This window comes from Clostridium sp. HMP27, from assembly GCF_000765165.1.
Taxonomy (GTDB): domain Bacteria; phylum Bacillota; class Clostridia; order Clostridiales; family Clostridiaceae; genus Clostridium_AK.
This window is the reverse complement of sequence record NZ_JMFY01000054.1, coordinates 1-17,618: the sequence shown is the minus strand read 5'-3', so window position 1 is coordinate 17,618 and position 17,618 is coordinate 1. Positions and strand designations below refer to the sequence as shown.

The following is a 17,618-nucleotide window of genomic DNA, read 5'->3' as shown; positions in this document are numbered from 1 at the left end:
GGTTATTGGCGGTGCAGGAGTTGGTATAGCTTATGGCGTTCCTTTAGCAATAGTAACAAAATGGTTCCCGGAAAAAAAGGGATTTGTTATTGGACTTGTTTTGTTAGGTTTTGCAGTATCACCATTGGTCACAGCTCCACTTGCAATAGTTCCAACTGCCACAGAAATGTTGTATGGAGCAAAGCACTATAGCCAAAACTATGGAGTTGTATTTACGGCCTATGGAATAGGAGCTATTTTAGGTGTATCAGGATCTGGATTAATTTTAGATATCTTTAAGAATTATTATTTTATTTTTTATTTGGTAATAGGGCTTTGCTTTGCAGGCTGTCTCGTGACGGTTAAGTTAATTAAAGACTAAAGAAATTGCTATAAATATTCATGAAGTATTTATAGCAATTAGAGGATTTGGTGATGAAGAAAGTTAGGGATTTTGAAAAAGATGGGTACGGCAAATAATCGAATCTGAAGCATTGACAATTTAGTATGTGTTTTATGTTCCCTCAGACTGATTAGTTTGAGGGAATTTTGCTTTAGTGTATCTAACTTTTATGCACAATTAAACAAATGAATAAAAAGAAAAATAAATAATTGACAGAATATTTGCATCAGGTGTACAATATTAATAAACCGACGACGGTATATTAATTGCAGTTATTCTAAAACACATTGAGATATAAAGGAAGGGTTGTAGTGAAAGGAAAAAAATATTTAAAATGGGATATACATCACCATATTGTACCAGATTTCTACGTAGAAGAAATGAAGAAAATGGGGATGATGGAGTTTAATACTCTAAAATGGCCAAAATGGACCCCGGAATCATCCTTAAAGATGATGAATACTCTTCAAATTGAAAAAGCTTTTGTGTCAATATCTGCTCCAGGTATCTTTCTTAAGGACGCAGCATATAGCGAAAAACTTAGCAGAAGGTGCAATGAGTATATTGCTAAAATGGTAAAGGATTATCCAGGAAGATTTGGCGGATTTGCATCGGTAGCTTTACCAGATGTTACAAGTGCACTTAGGGAGGTAGAGTATGCATTAGATATTTTGAAACTTGACGGTATTGGTTTAATGTCTAATGTAAATGGCAAATATCTTGGAGATAAGAATTATCGTGAATTTTATTCTGAACTTAACAAACGCAATGCCATTATATATGTACATCCTAATGGAATAACTCATAGAGATGATCATCGATTTTTAAATCCTTTATATTTATGGCAAAACGATACAACAAGAACAGTCATTGACTTTATTAAAAGTGGTTATCACAGGGATTATCCCAACATACGATGGATTCTATCTCATGGGGGAGGTATATTATCACCCCTCTATGAAAGCATCGTACAGTCCCTTAAAGATGAAAATCCAAACATTGAGGCTGAGCTTAAGCAGTGGAAGTCCCAGGTTTTTTTAGATACCGCTTCAAAGGCTTATGATGAACAAATTCCACAGCTTCTTAATTTTTCTGATGGGCAGCATGTGTTATTTGGCAGTGATATTGGATGGGCCAATAAAATGGCAGCTACAGTATTAATCAAGAGTTACAGCCAATTAGATGAAAAGCTTGGATTGAAAGAAAATGAAATCGAAGATATATTTATGGGAAATGCCAAGAGATTATTTGCTCAAAGTAAAGTACCAGTAAGTAAAGAAAATCAGACGCCTATAATTATTAAAGATTATAAGTCAGAAAAACAATCTAAAAAAATAAAGTACCACTATCACTGTGTTCCGAAAAGGGTAGTGGAAACAATAAAATCTATAGAACCATCTTTTGAGTTAAGTGACTTAAAGCTTTGGAATGAAGAAGAAACATTGGAATGGATGAGAGAAGAAGGATATAATAAAGTGATGTTATCTTTTGACTTGCCAGAATTATGGCAGATGTCAGGAAAAGATATTATGTGCATTTTAAGGGTTTACAATGAGGAGGTTTCAAAAATTCGCAATGGGAACCCCCAACACTTTGGGGCCTTCGGAGCAGTGGATATAAATCAACCGCTTCATACCATTAGTGAAATAGATTACTGCCTCGAAGAGCTAAAACTTGATGGCATTACCCTGTCAACCAATATAAATGAAACAAAATTTGATAAATTTTTAGATGACGCTATATTAAAAAGGTTATCTAACATTAAAGTACCAGTGATGATTCATCCTCAGGATAGTAAAGGAATTCCTTTAATGAATGAAAATTACCTTGATGCTATATATTTTATGGCAAAGTCATTTTATTTGGGGGCATACGCAAGATATTTAAGTAATACACAGTTTATATTAACCCATACGGATAGCGTATTGCCCTATGTCTCACAGCCTATCAATATATTATTTTATATGACAGTTAAAAAGCCAAGGGTATGGCTTTATCTAATTGACAATATGGTAAGAAATAACCCTAAGGGATACAAAGCTTTAATGAATATGATTGTTGATTAGGAGGAAATATTATGGCAAGATCTGCAGATAATCATGAAAACAAGAAAAAAGAACTACTGAAAGTTGCAGAAAAGCTTTTTTTAGATAAAGGGTACGAACAAACCAGTATAGATGATATTTTGAAAGAGAGCGGAATCTCAAAGGGAGGTTTTTATCATTATTTTAAATCAAAAGATGAAGTGCTTTCTGAAAGCATCAACAATATCATTGAAGAATCAATAGAATATCTGATGCCCACTGTAGAGGATAATAGACTCGATGCACTAGAAAAGTTTAAGCTGTTCATGAGAAAGAAATCCGAGTTTCAAAGTACGAAAATAGAATATGCAACACTCTTGGCTAGTATCTTACAATCTGATGTTGCACAGTACAAATATAGTTTAGCAATGTCACAGAAAATGGTAGAGCCTTTCGCTAAGATCATTGATCAGGGAGCTAAAGAGGGAGTGTTTCATGTGGATTATCCTCATGAGACTGCAGATATTTTGATACGGACAGTTACTAGTGTGGTACAAAGTACATCCTATGAGGAGTATTTGCATGATGAAAGAAAGCACCGTCAGTATTTACTTTCTTTGAGAAATTTAATAGCTAGAACTTTGGGTATCTCTCCAGAAGAATTTAGCCTGTATGATGAAGAGGCGGAGAAATAATAAGTAAAAAAGTGATACACACGTTGCAAGTTGAATAGTTCATATTGAAGTGTATTTTATGTTCCCTCAAACTGATCAGTTTGAGGGGATTTTTATTTTTAGGGTCTAACTTGTATACAAAAATAAAAATATGCAAAGTAGAAAATAAACTTTGTTTATTAAGTAAAGGTTTATTTTAGAAATTTTAAGAAATTTTCTTGACCATTCTGGTCACTAGATGTAATATATAAAATATGACCACAGTGGTCATTAGGTTGTTGATACTAAGGAAATGAGGTGATTAATATATATCAGAAATTTTATAGCTTGGAAACGGAGAAGCGAGAACGCATAATTAACGCAGCTCTTAAAGAGTTTGCACAAAATGGTTATGAAAGGGCTTCTACAAATGAGATTATAAAAGAAGCGAATATATCTAAAGGATCATTATTCAACTATTTTAAGAGTAAGAAGGATTTATATTTATACTTGTTTGAACGCATAACTGAGATTATAGATAAAATCTATGATGAAATTAACTATAATGAAACAGATTTTTTTAAAAGAACAAAGGAAATAGGACTAATAAAATTTAAAATCATGAAGAAATTTCCGCAGGCCTTTGAATTTATTCAGGCTGCTGGTAATGAACACTCCGAAGAAGTAAAATCTGAAATCGAGGAAATATGTAAACATGTCATTGAAAACGGGTTTGAAAGAGGATTTAAAAACATAGATATGACAAAATTTCGTGATGATATGGATTTTGAAAAAGTGATGAATATTATTAGTTGGACAATGCTGAGTTTTTCAGAGCAGCAAAGAAATAGGCTAAATTCTTATAAAGATATTAGCACGGAAATGCTTGAGGAATGGGACGAGTATTTTGACATATTAGAACGTTGTTTTTATAAAAAGGGGGAATAATAATATGTTCATTGATGTTTCAAACTTAAAAAAAGTCTACACATCAGGGGAGGTTAGAACTGAAGTCTTAAAGGGAATTGGACTGAAGCTTGGCAAGGGAGAGATTGGTGTAATCCTCGGGCCTTCAGGCTCAGGAAAGTCCACGCTGATGAATATAATTGGTGGAATTGACCGGGGAGACAGCGGCTGTGTCTTCATTGACGGAGTCGAGTTAAACAATTTGAAGGACGACCAGTTGACGGACTATAGACGAAAGGACATTGGCTTCATCTTTCAGTTCTATAACCTTGTTCCTAACCTTACAGTGGGAGAAAATATTGAAGTAGTTTCTAATATAAGCAAATCACCTTTAAATATTGACGAAGTTTTAGAGGCGGTGGGAATGCAGGATAAAAAGCACCGCTTTCCAAGGGAGCTTAGCGGCGGTGAGCAACAGAGGGTCTCCATCGCCAGGGCAATTGTCAAAAATCCCAAACTGCTGCTATGCGATGAGCCAACCGGTGCTCTTGATTATCAAACATCTCGCAGTATACTTCAGCTTTTACAAAAGGTAAATGAAAAATATGGTACAACCATTTTGATGATAACCCACAATTCTGCCATTGCGGCTATGGCAAACAAGGTCTTTAAGCTGAGAAGTGGGGAAATTGTTGATGAAGCAATTAATCAAAGCATTATTTCAGCAGAAAGGATTGAGTGGTAATGGTACTGAATAAAAGGGTTTTAAGGATATTGAAAGAAAACAAATTACGATACCTTGGTGTTCTTATACTAATCCTGCTCGGAAGCTATACCTTTATAGTTTCTATGGAGATTTCTCAGAATCTCGGAACTTTGGTAACTACATTTACAGAGGGGCATAACCAAGAAGATCTATCCTTTAGGACTGATAAGCCTATTGGGAATGTTGCTGAATTAGAGAAAGAGGCTAAGGCAATAATTGAAGAGTCCAAAAGCTTCGACGCTGAACTTTCCGACACGTTGACATTGCGATTGCTCAGTAAAACAGAAAAACTAAACATCCCAGCTGTAATAGAGGTGCGAGAGCTTTTGGGGCAGGAAGAAATATTGCTTGACCCTGCCTTTGCAAAAGCAAATCACTATGCTGTGGGAAGCAAAATAGAAGCTGCAGGCAAAACCTTCACTGTAGTGGGCTTTGTGTCACTACCCCACTATATCTATCCCTTAAAGAATGTGAATGATATCATGGTTTCACCTAACAATTTCGGTGTTGGTGTTACGCATCGAGATGTGCTTGAGGGTATTGATAACTTTACCACAATTTATTCTGTTAGATTTAATGACAGAGAGCAAAGCCTCAATAAGCAGGCGGTGGAGTTTAGAGAAATGCTGCATGCAGAAGGCATAACAGAATCCGATTGGGTTGATACTTTGAATAACAAGCGCGCAAGAACGGCTTGGGCTTCCATAACCGGCCTAAAGACGATGAGCGTCCCTCTGCCCACGGCAATGTTTTTTCTTTGCTGCCTAATTATCGGCATTATGATATGGCGTATGATACGTCATGACTCGGTGATTATTGGGACACTCTACGCACAAGGCTACAGGCGGCGTGAATTGATATACCACTATATGGCCGTTCCTCTTCTGCTCGCTTTAGCAGGAGGATTGATGGGAAGTTTGCTGGCGTTGCCATCCGTTGCACCGTCGGTTATGGCTATGATTTCATACTACAATGTTCCTGTTATTGACATAAAACTCAGTGTTTTTAATGTCTTGATAGGAATAATAACTCCTATATTATTTCTGGGGATTAGCAGCTATTTAGTTATTCGTTCCCAACTGAAACATTCTCCCGCTGAACTTATGAAAGGCAGCGAACAAAAAAACAAGGTTAATGCCCTGGAACGCGTTCTTAAACTTGAAAGATTTAGTTTTAGAACAAAGTTTAAGCTCCGGGAGCAGCTTAGAAGTATTTCACGGCTTTTGTTCCTGCTTTTAGGCGTTACCAGCGCATCTGTAATGATGCTTTTAGGTTTTACAATTATGAGCTCTATGGATTATACATTCAAAAACAGCACCACAGGTACTTATAAATTTGAATACGAATACGCCTTCAAGAAACTACAATATGGTAAAGTGCCTGAAGGTGCAGAGGTTTTCGCTGCCGGAAGGTTTTATCCTGAAAATAACGAGGGAGTTGAGTTTTACGCAACTGGTGTAGAGTCAGATTCGAGCACTTTGACACTAAAGGATAAAAAAGGCAATCCACTCTCTAATAACCAGACAAATATTACAAAGCCTTTAGCTGATCGATTAGGTATTAAAGAAGGCGACAACGTAAGTTTCATAAACAAGCAGGATGGAAAGTCTTACGTCTTTCATATTGATGCTGTTGCAGACTCCTATGCAGGACAGTTCATCTTCATACCGATAAATGAATTTAACTCAAAGCTCAGGCTTCCTGAAAACAGTTATATGGGACTTTGGAGCACAAAAAAGCTTGATATTCCTGATGAACAGCTTTCAGGAACAAAGTCGCTGAAGGAGGCTGCTAATGCCATGGATGAATTGCTGGGACCAATGGTTTCCATGGTGGTGGCAATGACCATTATCGCTTGTGCTGTGGGCTTCATTATCATCTATCTTGTAATTTCGCTTATTATAGAGGAAAACAAAAACACCATCTCTCTCTTTAAGATATTTGGATACAAGCGACGTGAGATTCGGTCCATGGTATTAAACAGTTCTACCTTTGTCATATTGACCGGATTTATTATCAGTATTCCGGTTATGACGGCATCAATGAATGCAATATACAGTTATCTTGGCTCTATGATAAACTTAGTCTTGCCAACTATTATTAGTCCGCTTTATGTAGTTATATGCTTTACAGCTATTATGCTAATCTATCAGCTAAGCAAGCTGATGTGTGCAAAAAAAGTGAACGCAGTTTCTATGAGCGAGGCACTAAAAGTAGGAACGGAGTAGAAAAAGGAAGTATGCTTGCAACAACTACTAATGTTGGATGGACACATTTCTGATATAATTTTAATTAGAGAAAAATTAAGCGGGGGGAATGATTTATGAAATCCTTGATTATATATTGTTCTAACTATAAGAAAAACACTGAAAAGATCGCAAAGATATTTGCTGAGAAATCTAATTCAGAGCTAATAAATATAAAAGATATTGATAACGTTGATATTGAAAGTTATGATTTAATTGGATTTGGTTCAGGGGTGTACAAAGAAAGTATGTCACCAAAGATATTTAAATTTGCTGACAAATTAAATGTAAGAGGTAAAAACATCTTTGTATTTTCAACCAGTGGAATTGGAATGAAGTTCTATAATAATAAGCTAATTAAGTTATTGGTATCAAAGGGAGCAATAAATAAGGGCAGTTTTGCATGTAAAGGCAGCTTTGTGGCAAAGGAATTTACTAATATTAAACTTTTTGATATCATAGGCAGATTATCACAAGGACATCCAAATGATAAAGACCTTAGAAAAGCAGAAGAATTTATTGAGAAAGTATTGCTTTATTAAATTCCATTGATATCTAAAGCTATTATACTCATATAGGGATATTTATGGAAAATGGTCAATATAAACAAAAATAAGCCCTTGGTTATAGTTATTAAACTCAAGGGCTTTTATTTATGATCAACCTGCAAAGTTAACTATTCTTCTTTTCCTAACAAGCCATAAAAAAATAACTTTAGTATTCCCATCTTGTATTCGGGACTAGTTTTAAGATAATCAGACTGCTCAATAATGGAAACTGAGGATAGAAGGAATGCTAGAATCGCATCGTCTGGAATACTTCTGTCAATGGCCCCTTCTTTTTTACCTAACTCAATAAATTTATTGTATACTGTGATTGCTTTTGAGTTTGCAGCCTCTTTATATACCTGTTGTAAAGTTTTATCTCCCCATGCGTACTTGCTAAAAGCTGAGCGGCTTAATTCAGCTGTGGCCTCATGCTTTTTATCCATAATAATTTTGAGCTTTTCAGAAAAAGGGATTTCTCTTTCTAGTATTTCATCATACCCTTTGATTGCTTTATCCAAATAAGAAACAAGTACTTCCTTGGCAAGAGTATTCTTATCGCCAAAATAATTATAGATGGAAACCTGTGAAACCTTAGCCTTTGCAGCTATTTCGCTTATACCAACATCAGTTATGCCTCTCTTAGAAAAAAGTTCCCATGCAGCACTAATGATAGAGTCTTTTTTTATCTTTGTTCTTTTTTCATATCCATTCATGTTCATCACCTAGATTCAATTATAACATAGTTTTGAAATATAATAAACAATATTTCAAAAAACATTGACAATAGTATTTTCTAGATATATTATGAAATAAAAGTGTAAATATTTCAAAACTTTATTTCATACCCTTTTTAACAGGAATGGAGCACAGGAGAACTGGGATATTAAAATATTATAAGAATTATGGAGGATGCTATGAAACCATATATTTTAACTTTTAATGAAATAGATAAAACAAAACTCATGATTGTCGGAGGAAAAGGCCTAAACCTTGGACAACTGTCAAAAGTTGATGGAATATCAGTGCCAGATGGCTTTTGCATAACAACTAAAGCATACAAAAAATTCATTGACAATAATGCGGATCTGAAAGTGCTAATTGATAAGTTAAGAGAATTAAAATCTGATGACAGGGACAAAATTTCAAAAATTAGTAAGAAAATACGTTTAGTTATTGAAAACCTAAGAATGGGAGTTGATATTGAAAATGAAATAACTAGGGTATTATTAATATACGGCAGTAATGAAGCCTATGCCATACGTTCAAGTGCTACAGCAGAGGACCTTCCCCATGCATCATTTGCCGGACAGCAGGACACATACTTAAATATTAGGGGGAAGGATGAGGTTATACAACATATAATAAAATGCTGGGCATCACTTTTTACTGATCGTGCAGTGACGTATCGTATACAAAATGGTTTTGATCATAGAAAAGTATTATTATCTGTAGTTGTACAAAAGATGATTATGTCAGAAGCCTCAGGGATTATGTTTACAGCAGATCCAATGACCTCTGATAGAAAGACACTTACCATTGATGCTGGATTTGGACTTGGTGAGGCATTAGTATCTGGATTGGTGAACCCAGATATTTATAAGGTTGTAAATGGTAAGATTACTAAAAAAAATATAGGAACAAAGGAGATAGAAATCAGGACTGACCAAAGTGGAGGCACTAAAGAAATAAGAATTGAAAATGGCAGACAGCAAGAACAGGTATTAGAAGATGATAAAATACAAAAGCTTGCTGCTATAGGAAAGAAAATCGAATCCTATTTCGGATCTCCTCAAGATATAGAATGGTGCCTTGTAGATAACGAGTTTTATATTGTTCAAAGTCGTTCTATTACTACATTGTTTCCGCTTCCAAAGGTAATAGGCTCCAAGAAACCTCGTGTATATATGTCAATTGGCCATACGCAAATGATGACGGACGCTATTAAGCCATTGGGGATGTCCTTCTTTGAAATGATTTCTGAAGTCTCAATGGAGAAGATAGGAGGTAGAGTTTACACAGATATTACCCATGACCTGGCCTCGACCATAGGGCGCAGCCGGTTAGTGATGGCAAGCGGTAAGCAGGATCCACTAATACAGAGTGCTATAAAAAATCTTATAGAAGATAAGAATTTTATGGCATCTCTTCCAAAGGGTAAAAGAAATGTACAAGGGGGCATTTTTACCTTAGCTTCTATTATCGAGACAATAAAAATAAGTAGAAAAAATGCCCCTTCAATTATTAAGAAATTAACTAATGAATTTGAGAAAGAAGTTATGGATATGGAGCAACAACTCTCCAAGCTTTCGGGAGATCAGGTCTTTGAATTCATAGTTAAGGATCGTGAGAAACTATTGAAGGTGGCATATAATCCAAAAATGCTGGGTGCTATAATTGCAGCAATATTGGTTAACGACTCTCTCAATAAGAAAGTTGAGAAATTGTTGGGAGATAAGAATGCAGCTGATACACTTACCAAATCCCTGGATCATAATGTTACTACTGAGATGGGGTTAGCTTTATGTGATGTAGCGGATATTATCCGTAAACACCCAAAAATCCTACAATATATTTCCCAGAATCCTGGTGATGAGAAGTTTTTTGAGGATATGGAAAGGCTGACCGGAGGCAAAGAAACAAGTGAAGCATTTAGACTGTTTTTAAATAAATATGGAATGCGATGCCCCGGAGAGATAGATATTACTAGAGAGCGTTTCGAAGAAAAACCTACACAGCTTATTCCTATGCTTCTTAATAATATTAGTGTTCTAAAGCCAGGTGAGCATAGAATCAAATTCCAGGCGGGAAGACAGGAAGCAAAGGATAAGGAAGAGGAGATCATCCTCCGTTTGAAGAATTTGCCAGGAGGCAGTAAGAAGGCGAAAAAGATTGGAAAGAGCATTAGCTTACTTCGCAACTTCATAGGATGCCGCGAAGATCCTAAATATTATATTGTTCGACGCTATCAGGTTTATAAGAAGGCACTTATGGAAGAAGCACGCAAGCTTGCAGAAAAGGGAATTATCAAAAATGCTGAGGATATATTCTATTTGTACTTGGATGAACTTCGTGATGTAGTAAGGACAAACAAGTTGGACTATTCGATTATAGTAGAAAGAAAAGAGAATTATGCTCGTTATGAAAAGCTTACTCCTCCACGTGTATTTACTTCCGAGGGATTTGTTCCGCCATATAGCTTCTCAACAGGAAATATACCTAAAGGGGCAATTTCAGGTATCCCTGTTTCTACTGGCATAGTGGAAGGTCGTGCTAGGGTAGTTCTATCAGTAGGTGAAGCTAAGCTGGAAGATGGCGATATTCTTGTGACTCAGTTTACAGATCCAAGTTGGACTCCATTGTTCGTCACCATAAAAGGATTAGTTACTGAAGTAGGAGGATTTACTACTCACGGTGCAGTTATTACACGAGAATACGGCCTTCCAGGAGTAGTAGGCGTTGAAAATGCTACAAAGCTTATAAAAGATGGCCAGAGAATTAGGGTAAATGGGACTGAAGGATATGTGGAGATACTTTAAAGGTCGAGTTTGTCGTCATTGTAATGGTACTGATGTAGTCAGAATATTATAATACAAGATAGATAAATATGAATGTGAGGTGAAATGCTATGGATAATAGCAAAGGCAAGGAATTAAAAATTTTGAAAGCTATTCTTTGGATATATATTAGTCTATGTATTATAATTGCAGGATTAAATTATGGATATGCCAGCCATGCACCAAAATCAACAGCAAAGTTTATTGCATGGTTTTGGCATTTCTATGAAAATTGGATAAAAACTCTTTTTATAATAATATGCAGCTTTCTTACATTAAGAATAGTGGGCGGTTCTAAGATAAACACAATGAGAAAGAGAAATTTGATTGGCTTTATTATATCTGCCATGGTTGTTCATATAGTAGGACCTTTGTTTTTAAAAAACTCTGAGTTGTATTTTTTTACGATGCCATTACCGTGGACTACTACACCCTTACAATTATTAGATACGACATCTAACTTTTATGCTAGCCGATTCCCTGTATGGGGCTTAACAGGGATAACAACTGCATTAGCATTTTATATTATTATGTGCATTTTAGTACTTTTAGGAACGCTTTTATTTGGGAGGCGGTGGCAATGTTCTACCCTATGCCTTTTTAATGGTTTTGCATCAGAAGTGTTTGCTCCAGCATTTCCGTTAGTTGGAAAAGCAAGCGAAGTGAAGCCAAAGACACTTAAGATTTTTTCTATTTTAAGATGGATATTTCTTTTTGTTTCCATTTTATTTAGTTTATATTGGATAATGATTTCATTAGGTATATCAGTTCCTGGAGATAGCAATATAATTAGTAAGATGGAGAACTATAAGTATTTAGTTGGAGAACTGTTAATGGCTATGTTTTTTTGGGTAGCTTTCATGGGCAGGGGATATTGTCATTATTGTCCCTTAGGTACTGTTTTAGGACTTATGGGAAAAGCTGCAGGTCAAAAGATTACTACAGACAATACAAAATGCGCGCAATGCAGTAAATGTAATTCGGCCTGTCCTATGGCTATTGATATTAGGAAAAAAGCTGAGAATGGTGAAGAGGTTAAAGAGCTTAGATGTGTGGGATGCGGACACTGTGTAGATGCCTGTCCTACAAAAACTTTATCTTATTCAACCAGGTATTTGGATAGAAAGCAGAGAAAACAAGGAACATCTAAGGATGTTTCGATTTAAATGTATATTATTTATGAAAATATGCCGGTTAGAGTGAATATCACTTTGACCGGTTTTCTTTATGAGTCTTCACATAGTGAAAAGTTAGTCATTTTACAGCATAAGGAACTAAAGAAGTGCTTGGAAAGAGTCATGTAAGAATATTTTGCAAATAGTGACAATCTTATGTCGATTATTGATACATATTATCAAGAATGATATAATAAAAGGAAAGTTTAGTAAATTATATCTAAAGCTAGAATAAAACTAGCCGAATTATTACTTAAAGATTAAATTATTCTTGGGGATTGTTAGTGATCTAATTATTGGATTTTTAAACTTAGCATAATTTATATATAACGAAAGAATTAAGGAGGCATAAAATGGATATTTTTTTACTTTTAGGGATTGCCATAGGTTTTTTCTCAGTAATTGTCGGAATGATTGTAAAAGGTGCAGATGTTGCGGTACTATTAAATCCTGCTGCTGCTATTATAATTATTGTTGGTACAATTGCGGCGGTAATGAACTCGTTTCCAAAGAATGAATTTCTCAGAATCCCTAAGATTATAGGCGTTCTTTTCAAAGATAAAAAAGGGGAAAGTCCAGCTGATATTGTGAAACAAATCGTTGATATGTCTCAATCAACTCGAAAAAATGGATTATTATCACTTGAAGCTACCATACAAGGGCTGGACAATAAGTTTATGAAAAAAGGCTTTGAGATGGTAGTAGATGGTTCAGATCCGGAATTTATTAGTGATGTTTTAAATATCGAAATTGAAGAAATGGAAGAAAGGCATCGTGCAGGTGCTTCAATTTTTACAACAGCAGGGGGATCTGCACCAACGCTTGGAGTTCTAGGAGCTGTTATTGGTTTAATTGGTGCCCTTGGAAACTTAAATGATACTGAAAAACTTGGACATATGATAGCTGCTGCATTCGTTGCAACACTCTATGGAATTTTCTTTGGATATGTAATTCTTCATCCTTTTGCAACTAGATTAAAGAGAAAATCCCACGAGGAAGTAACTAATATGCGTATTATACTTGAAGGTGTTTTATGTATTCAGGAAGGAAAAAATCCAAAAAGTATAGAAATGAAATTACTTGGTATGTTGAAACCAAAAGATAGAATAAGCGTTGAGAAGAGCAATGGGAATGCTTAAAGGAGATCAATGATGAGGAAGAAAAAAGAACATCATGAAGAACATGTGGATGAATCATGGCTTATTCCTTATGGAGATATGTTAACCCTTTTATTGGCGCTTTTTATCGTTATGTTTGCTATGAGTGAACTTGATAAAGCAAAGTTTAAAAGTGTTAGTGAAGATTTTAATGTTATTTTTTCAGGTGGCAGTGGGGTGATGACGGAAAATGGTAGTACAGGCTTTGTGGCTGATGAATCAAAGCCAGCGCCTACTGCTGATAATGTAGTTGAAGACAAGAAGATGAAAGAAGTTATGGGAACGCTGCAGCAAGAAATTAAAAAGAGGGGATATTCTGATAATGTTAAACTTAACCTTAATGATGAAGGATTAGGAATTTCAATACAGGACGTTGTGCTTTTTAATTCAGGTGATGCAAGAGTGCTAAAAGAAGTAGAGCCATTACTTCTGCAAATTTCAAGCATGATTCACAAATTAGATAACAATGTTAAAGTTGTAGGACACACAGATAACATTCCTATTAGCAATGAAAAATTTCATTCAAATTGGGAGCTAAGTGCAATGAGAGCTATAAATGTAATGAATTTTATGGCTGACGCAGGGGGAATAGATTCAGGAAAATTATCAATTGAGGCTTATGCTGAACATATGCCTAAGTACGATAATTCTACAGAGGAAGGTAGAGCAAGAAATAGAAGAGTAGAAATTTTTGTTGTTCGTAAGTATTCAGCACCTGCTAAGGATGATAAGGCAAAGTAAAAAATTAGATATTACTATAAAGAAGAGGCATCTGTTGATAATAGGTGCTTTTTTAATTTGTTATTTTCATCCCTATTACATTAGTGATAAAAATAATAAAAAAGAGTACACCTTCTAAGGGGCATACTTTATCTATATGATATCCTATTGGAAAGAAAAAGTCTATAAATTTATTTTCTTTTATCTTATAATTTTCAGTGTTGCAACAAATATTGATTAAAAGAGGAGAGAATAAAAATGAGAAAACAAAAGATATCAAACATTCCATTTGGACCATATATTGCCGTTCTAGCAGGAGCTACTGTTAATGGAAAACCAAACTATGCTACCATTGGAGCATATGGGGTTGTAAGTCAAAAGCCAGTACTTTATATTTCATTAAAGAATACCCACTGTACAACAAAAGGAGTACTGGAAAATGGCTTTTTCAGTGTAAACATTCCTTCGTCTGAGTCTGTTGAGAAAACTGATTACTGCGGAACTGTTTCTGGTAATAAGGTAGATAAATCAAAGGTATTTGAATCATTTTATGATGAGGCAGGAAATGCACCATTGATAAAGGAATGTCCTGTAAATTATCTTTGTAAGGTAATACAGACTATTCCTATGTTTGATTTTACAATGTTTATTGGTGAGATTGTATCTGCATATGCCAATGAGGAGTGCTTAGAAAATGGAAGGCCAAATGCTTTAAAAGTTAAACCAACTATATTAATGGATTCAGGATACTTTGATTTAAATGATAGAGTTGGGTCAATATTCAAAGTATGTGAGGGCAGCAAGTAAAAGAATTCTAGAGTTATTGATAACTAATAAAGTTCATGATATAATTAGTAAAAATTAAAAGATGAGGTGCTAGAAGTGTTAAGAGTGGGCATATTTTTTATAAGATTCCGTAATTTAGTTTAATTTAAATAACTAAATAAAAGATAAGGTAAAAGATACCTATTGCATTAGGTTTATTTGTTGTACCTTATTTGAGGATTCTTGCAATGAACATTCAAACACTTTAATATGTATCTTATTATAGGCATTAATGCGAAACTACTTTAATGTAGTTTTTAATGTGCTATATTTTATAAGAGTATATAAGGGTTGCAGATGAAGTATGTTCATTTGCAACCCATTTTGTTAATTAAGAATGATCATTTTCAAGAATTCACATCAAATTATTAAATGAGGTGGATTTGAGAATATGTGTATAAATAGTATTAAGAAAAAAGATAGAGCTAGAGAACTTATAAAGAAAAATCAAAGAATTTTTAAATGTCCTGTATGTAGTGGAACAATGTCTATAAATGATTTAAATAGTTTAGCTTGTGATTCTAGACACTGCTTCGATTTATCTAAGAAAGGTTATTTGAATTTATTAACATCAAATAATGCTCCTGTATATTCTAAGGAGTTATTTGAATCAAGACATAAAGTTTGCAGGGCTGGTTTTTATGAACCTTTAATTGAGATGTTATCAAAGATAATTTCACAATATGGAAATCGCATTTGTAAAGAAAAGATAACTATTTTGGATGCAGGATGTGGAGAAGGTTCACATATTTACGATATTTTCAAAAGGAGAAAAGGAAATTCAAAGGACACTTTTGTGGGAGTAGATATTTCAAAAGATAGCATCAACATTGCTGCAAGTAACAATACTGATATTATTTGGTCTGTGGCAGATTTATCAAGATTACCTTTTCACGATAAGAGTTTTGATGTTGTTTTAAATATACTTTCTCCAGCTAACTATAGTGAATTTAATAGGATATTAAGTGATAAAGGAATTGTTATAAAGGTGGTTCCAGGATCACAGTATCTTAAAGAATTACGTGAAACGATTTATAATGATAAGGAAGCTATCAATTATTCTAATAATAAAGTAATTGACTATTTCAGTCAGAGATTAGATATAGTGGATATTAAAAATATCAACTATAAATTTGCTGTGGATGAAGAACTTTTACCACATTTCATTAAAATGACACCATTAACCTGGGGAAAAAGTACTGAAAGTTTAAATTGTATATTTCAAAAAAATATATCTTCCATAACTGTAGATTTAGCCATAATAATTGGTATGAAGAAAAATTCAAATTTATAAGAGATAAGGGATGTTGCTTTAAAATGTAAATTTATTGAAGAATACAACAAAATTATTCCAAGTTATTGTATAATTAGTGTAGTGGTTTAAAGATTTAGATAGTATTTTAAGTTATATGATAAATTGAAGATAAGGAGTATGTTAATAATGCGGAATTTTGAGTTTTATGCACCTACTAAAGTGGTTTTTGGAAAGAATGCAGAAGCAAAGATTGGCGCTCTTGTGAAGGCACAGAACTGTAAAAAGGTATTAGTTCATTTTGGAGGAAGTAGTGCAAAAAAATCTGGTCTACTAGATAGGATTTTTGATTCTTTAAAAAATGCAGAAGTTGATTATGTAAGTTTAGGAGGTGTAGTTCCAAATCCTAGACTTTCTAAAGTATATGAAGGTATTGAGTTATGTAAAAATGAAGGTGTTGATTTTATACTAGCAGTTGGCGGAGGTAGTGTTATTGATTCTGCTAAGGCAATTGGATACGGTATGGTGAACGATTGTGACGTATGGGACTTGTATGAAGGTAAGGTTAAGCCTATTGGATGTTTACCAATTGGAGCAGTTCTTACTATTTCAGCTGCAGGAAGTGAGATGAGTAATTCATCTGTAATAACGAATGAAGAAGGCTGGTTAAAAAGAGCATGCAACACTGAATATGGGCGATGCAAATTTGCGATCATGAATCCTGAGCTTACCTATACGCTTCCAAAGTATCAAACTGCAAGTGGCTGTACAGATATATTAATGCACACTATGGAACGATATTTTACCACAGTAGAAAGTATGCAGCTTACAGATAGTATTAGTGAAGGACTAATGAGAACTGTAATTTATAACACAAAAATATTAATGAAAGATCCTGAAAATTATAAGGCACGTGCTGAAATTATGTGGGCTGGAAGTCTTTCACACAATGATTTAACTGGATGTGGTTCTATCGGAGATTGGTCATGCCATCAATTAGAACATGAACTTGGTGGAATGTTTGATGTAGCTCATGGTGCAGGATTGGCTGCTGTATGGGGAAGCTGGGCTAGATATGTGTATAAGACAAATATTTCACGCTTTGTGCAATTTGCAGTAAATGTAATGGGAATATCTAATGACTTTAGAAATCCCGAAAAAGTTGCAATAGACGGAATAGAAGCAATGGAAAACTTCTATCGTTTCATAGAGATGCCAACATCTATAAGCGAGCTTGGAGTTCGATTAACAGATAAACAAATTGATGAACTAGCTTATAAGTGCAGCTTTGGCAAGACGAGAACTATTGGAGCATTTCAAAAGCTTGATATGGAGGATATGAAAAACATTTATACTATGTCGAGATAATATCATAGTTTTATTTAGGTGATAAAGAAGGACTTTTCACAA

General features: G+C 34.5%; 14 protein-coding genes and 1 pseudogene. 14 read left to right on the top strand and 1 reads right to left on the bottom strand.

Annotation, left to right across the window (positions count from 1 at the left end):
- From DP68_RS17595 to DP68_RS17565, 7 genes and pseudogenes are all read left to right on the top strand, one after another.
- A pseudogene (locus DP68_RS17595) lies at positions 1 to 361 on the top strand (hypothetical protein); the annotation flags it as partial.
- Positions 362 to 693: 332 nt separating this feature from the next.
- Entirely contained in the window at positions 694 to 2,448 is a 1,755-nt protein-coding gene (locus DP68_RS19080; protein ID WP_052085892.1) for an amidohydrolase family protein, read from the top strand.
- Positions 2,449 to 2,459: 11 nt separating this feature from the next.
- Positions 2,460 to 3,101: a TetR/AcrR family transcriptional regulator gene (locus DP68_RS17585; protein ID WP_035311729.1), complete on the top strand. Its 642-nt coding sequence runs from the start codon at positions 2,460 to 2,462 to the stop codon at positions 3,099 to 3,101.
- A 276-nt stretch (positions 3,102 to 3,377) separates the two neighbouring features.
- The gene (locus DP68_RS17580; RefSeq protein WP_052085891.1) at positions 3,378 to 4,007 is read left to right on the top strand and encodes a TetR/AcrR family transcriptional regulator; all 630 of its coding nucleotides are present in this window, start codon (positions 3,378 to 3,380) and stop codon (positions 4,005 to 4,007) included.
- Between the two features lie 4 nt (positions 4,008 to 4,011).
- Positions 4,012 to 4,710 carry an ABC transporter ATP-binding protein gene (locus DP68_RS17575; RefSeq protein ID WP_035311728.1) on the top strand — a complete coding sequence of 233 codons (699 nt, stop codon included), beginning with the start codon at positions 4,012 to 4,014 and terminating at the stop codon, positions 4,708 to 4,710.
- Between the two features lie 29 nt (positions 4,711 to 4,739).
- Positions 4,740 to 6,959 carry an ABC transporter permease gene (locus DP68_RS17570; protein ID WP_291550196.1) on the top strand — a complete coding sequence of 740 codons (2,220 nt, stop codon included), beginning with the start codon at positions 4,740 to 4,742 and terminating at the stop codon, positions 6,957 to 6,959.
- Between the two features lie 95 nt (positions 6,960 to 7,054).
- Positions 7,055 to 7,519, top strand: a complete 465-nt coding sequence (locus DP68_RS17565) for a flavodoxin domain-containing protein (protein WP_035311726.1) — start codon at positions 7,055 to 7,057, stop codon at positions 7,517 to 7,519.
- A gap of 134 nt (positions 7,520 to 7,653) precedes the next feature.
- Here DP68_RS17565 and DP68_RS17560 read toward each other — a convergent pair whose 3' ends face one another.
- Positions 7,654 to 8,238 (bottom strand): TetR/AcrR family transcriptional regulator, encoded by a 585-nt coding sequence (locus tag DP68_RS17560; RefSeq protein WP_035311725.1) that lies wholly within the window; start codon positions 8,236 to 8,238, stop codon positions 7,654 to 7,656.
- 201 nt (positions 8,239 to 8,439) lie between these two features.
- On the opposite strand from DP68_RS17560, the gene ppsA reads away from it, so the two are divergent.
- From ppsA to DP68_RS17525, 7 genes are all read left to right on the top strand, one after another.
- Entirely contained in the window at positions 8,440 to 11,061 is a 2,622-nt protein-coding gene (ppsA, locus tag DP68_RS17555) for a phosphoenolpyruvate synthase (protein ID WP_035311724.1), read from the top strand.
- An 89-nt stretch (positions 11,062 to 11,150) separates the two neighbouring features.
- Positions 11,151 to 12,245: a 4Fe-4S dicluster domain-containing protein gene (locus DP68_RS17550; RefSeq protein WP_035311723.1), complete on the top strand. Its 1,095-nt coding sequence runs from the start codon at positions 11,151 to 11,153 to the stop codon at positions 12,243 to 12,245.
- 362 nt (positions 12,246 to 12,607) lie between these two features.
- A complete protein-coding gene (motA, locus tag DP68_RS17545) occupies positions 12,608 to 13,393 on the top strand; it encodes a flagellar motor stator protein MotA (protein ID WP_035311722.1) in 786 nt (261 codons plus the stop codon).
- Between the two features lie 12 nt (positions 13,394 to 13,405).
- Positions 13,406 to 14,152: a flagellar motor protein MotB gene (locus DP68_RS17540; protein ID WP_035311721.1), complete on the top strand. Its 747-nt coding sequence runs from the start codon at positions 13,406 to 13,408 to the stop codon at positions 14,150 to 14,152.
- A 237-nt stretch (positions 14,153 to 14,389) separates the two neighbouring features.
- Positions 14,390 to 14,938 carry a flavin reductase family protein gene (locus DP68_RS17535; protein WP_035311720.1) on the top strand — a complete coding sequence of 183 codons (549 nt, stop codon included), beginning with the start codon at positions 14,390 to 14,392 and terminating at the stop codon, positions 14,936 to 14,938.
- Between the two features lie 409 nt (positions 14,939 to 15,347).
- A complete protein-coding gene (locus DP68_RS17530) occupies positions 15,348 to 16,250 on the top strand; it encodes a methyltransferase domain-containing protein (RefSeq protein WP_035311719.1) in 903 nt (300 codons plus the stop codon).
- A 147-nt stretch (positions 16,251 to 16,397) separates the two neighbouring features.
- Positions 16,398 to 17,576, top strand: a complete 1,179-nt coding sequence (locus DP68_RS17525) for an iron-containing alcohol dehydrogenase (RefSeq protein WP_035311718.1) — start codon at positions 16,398 to 16,400, stop codon at positions 17,574 to 17,576.
- The last annotated feature ends 42 nt before the right edge of the window (positions 17,577 to 17,618 follow it).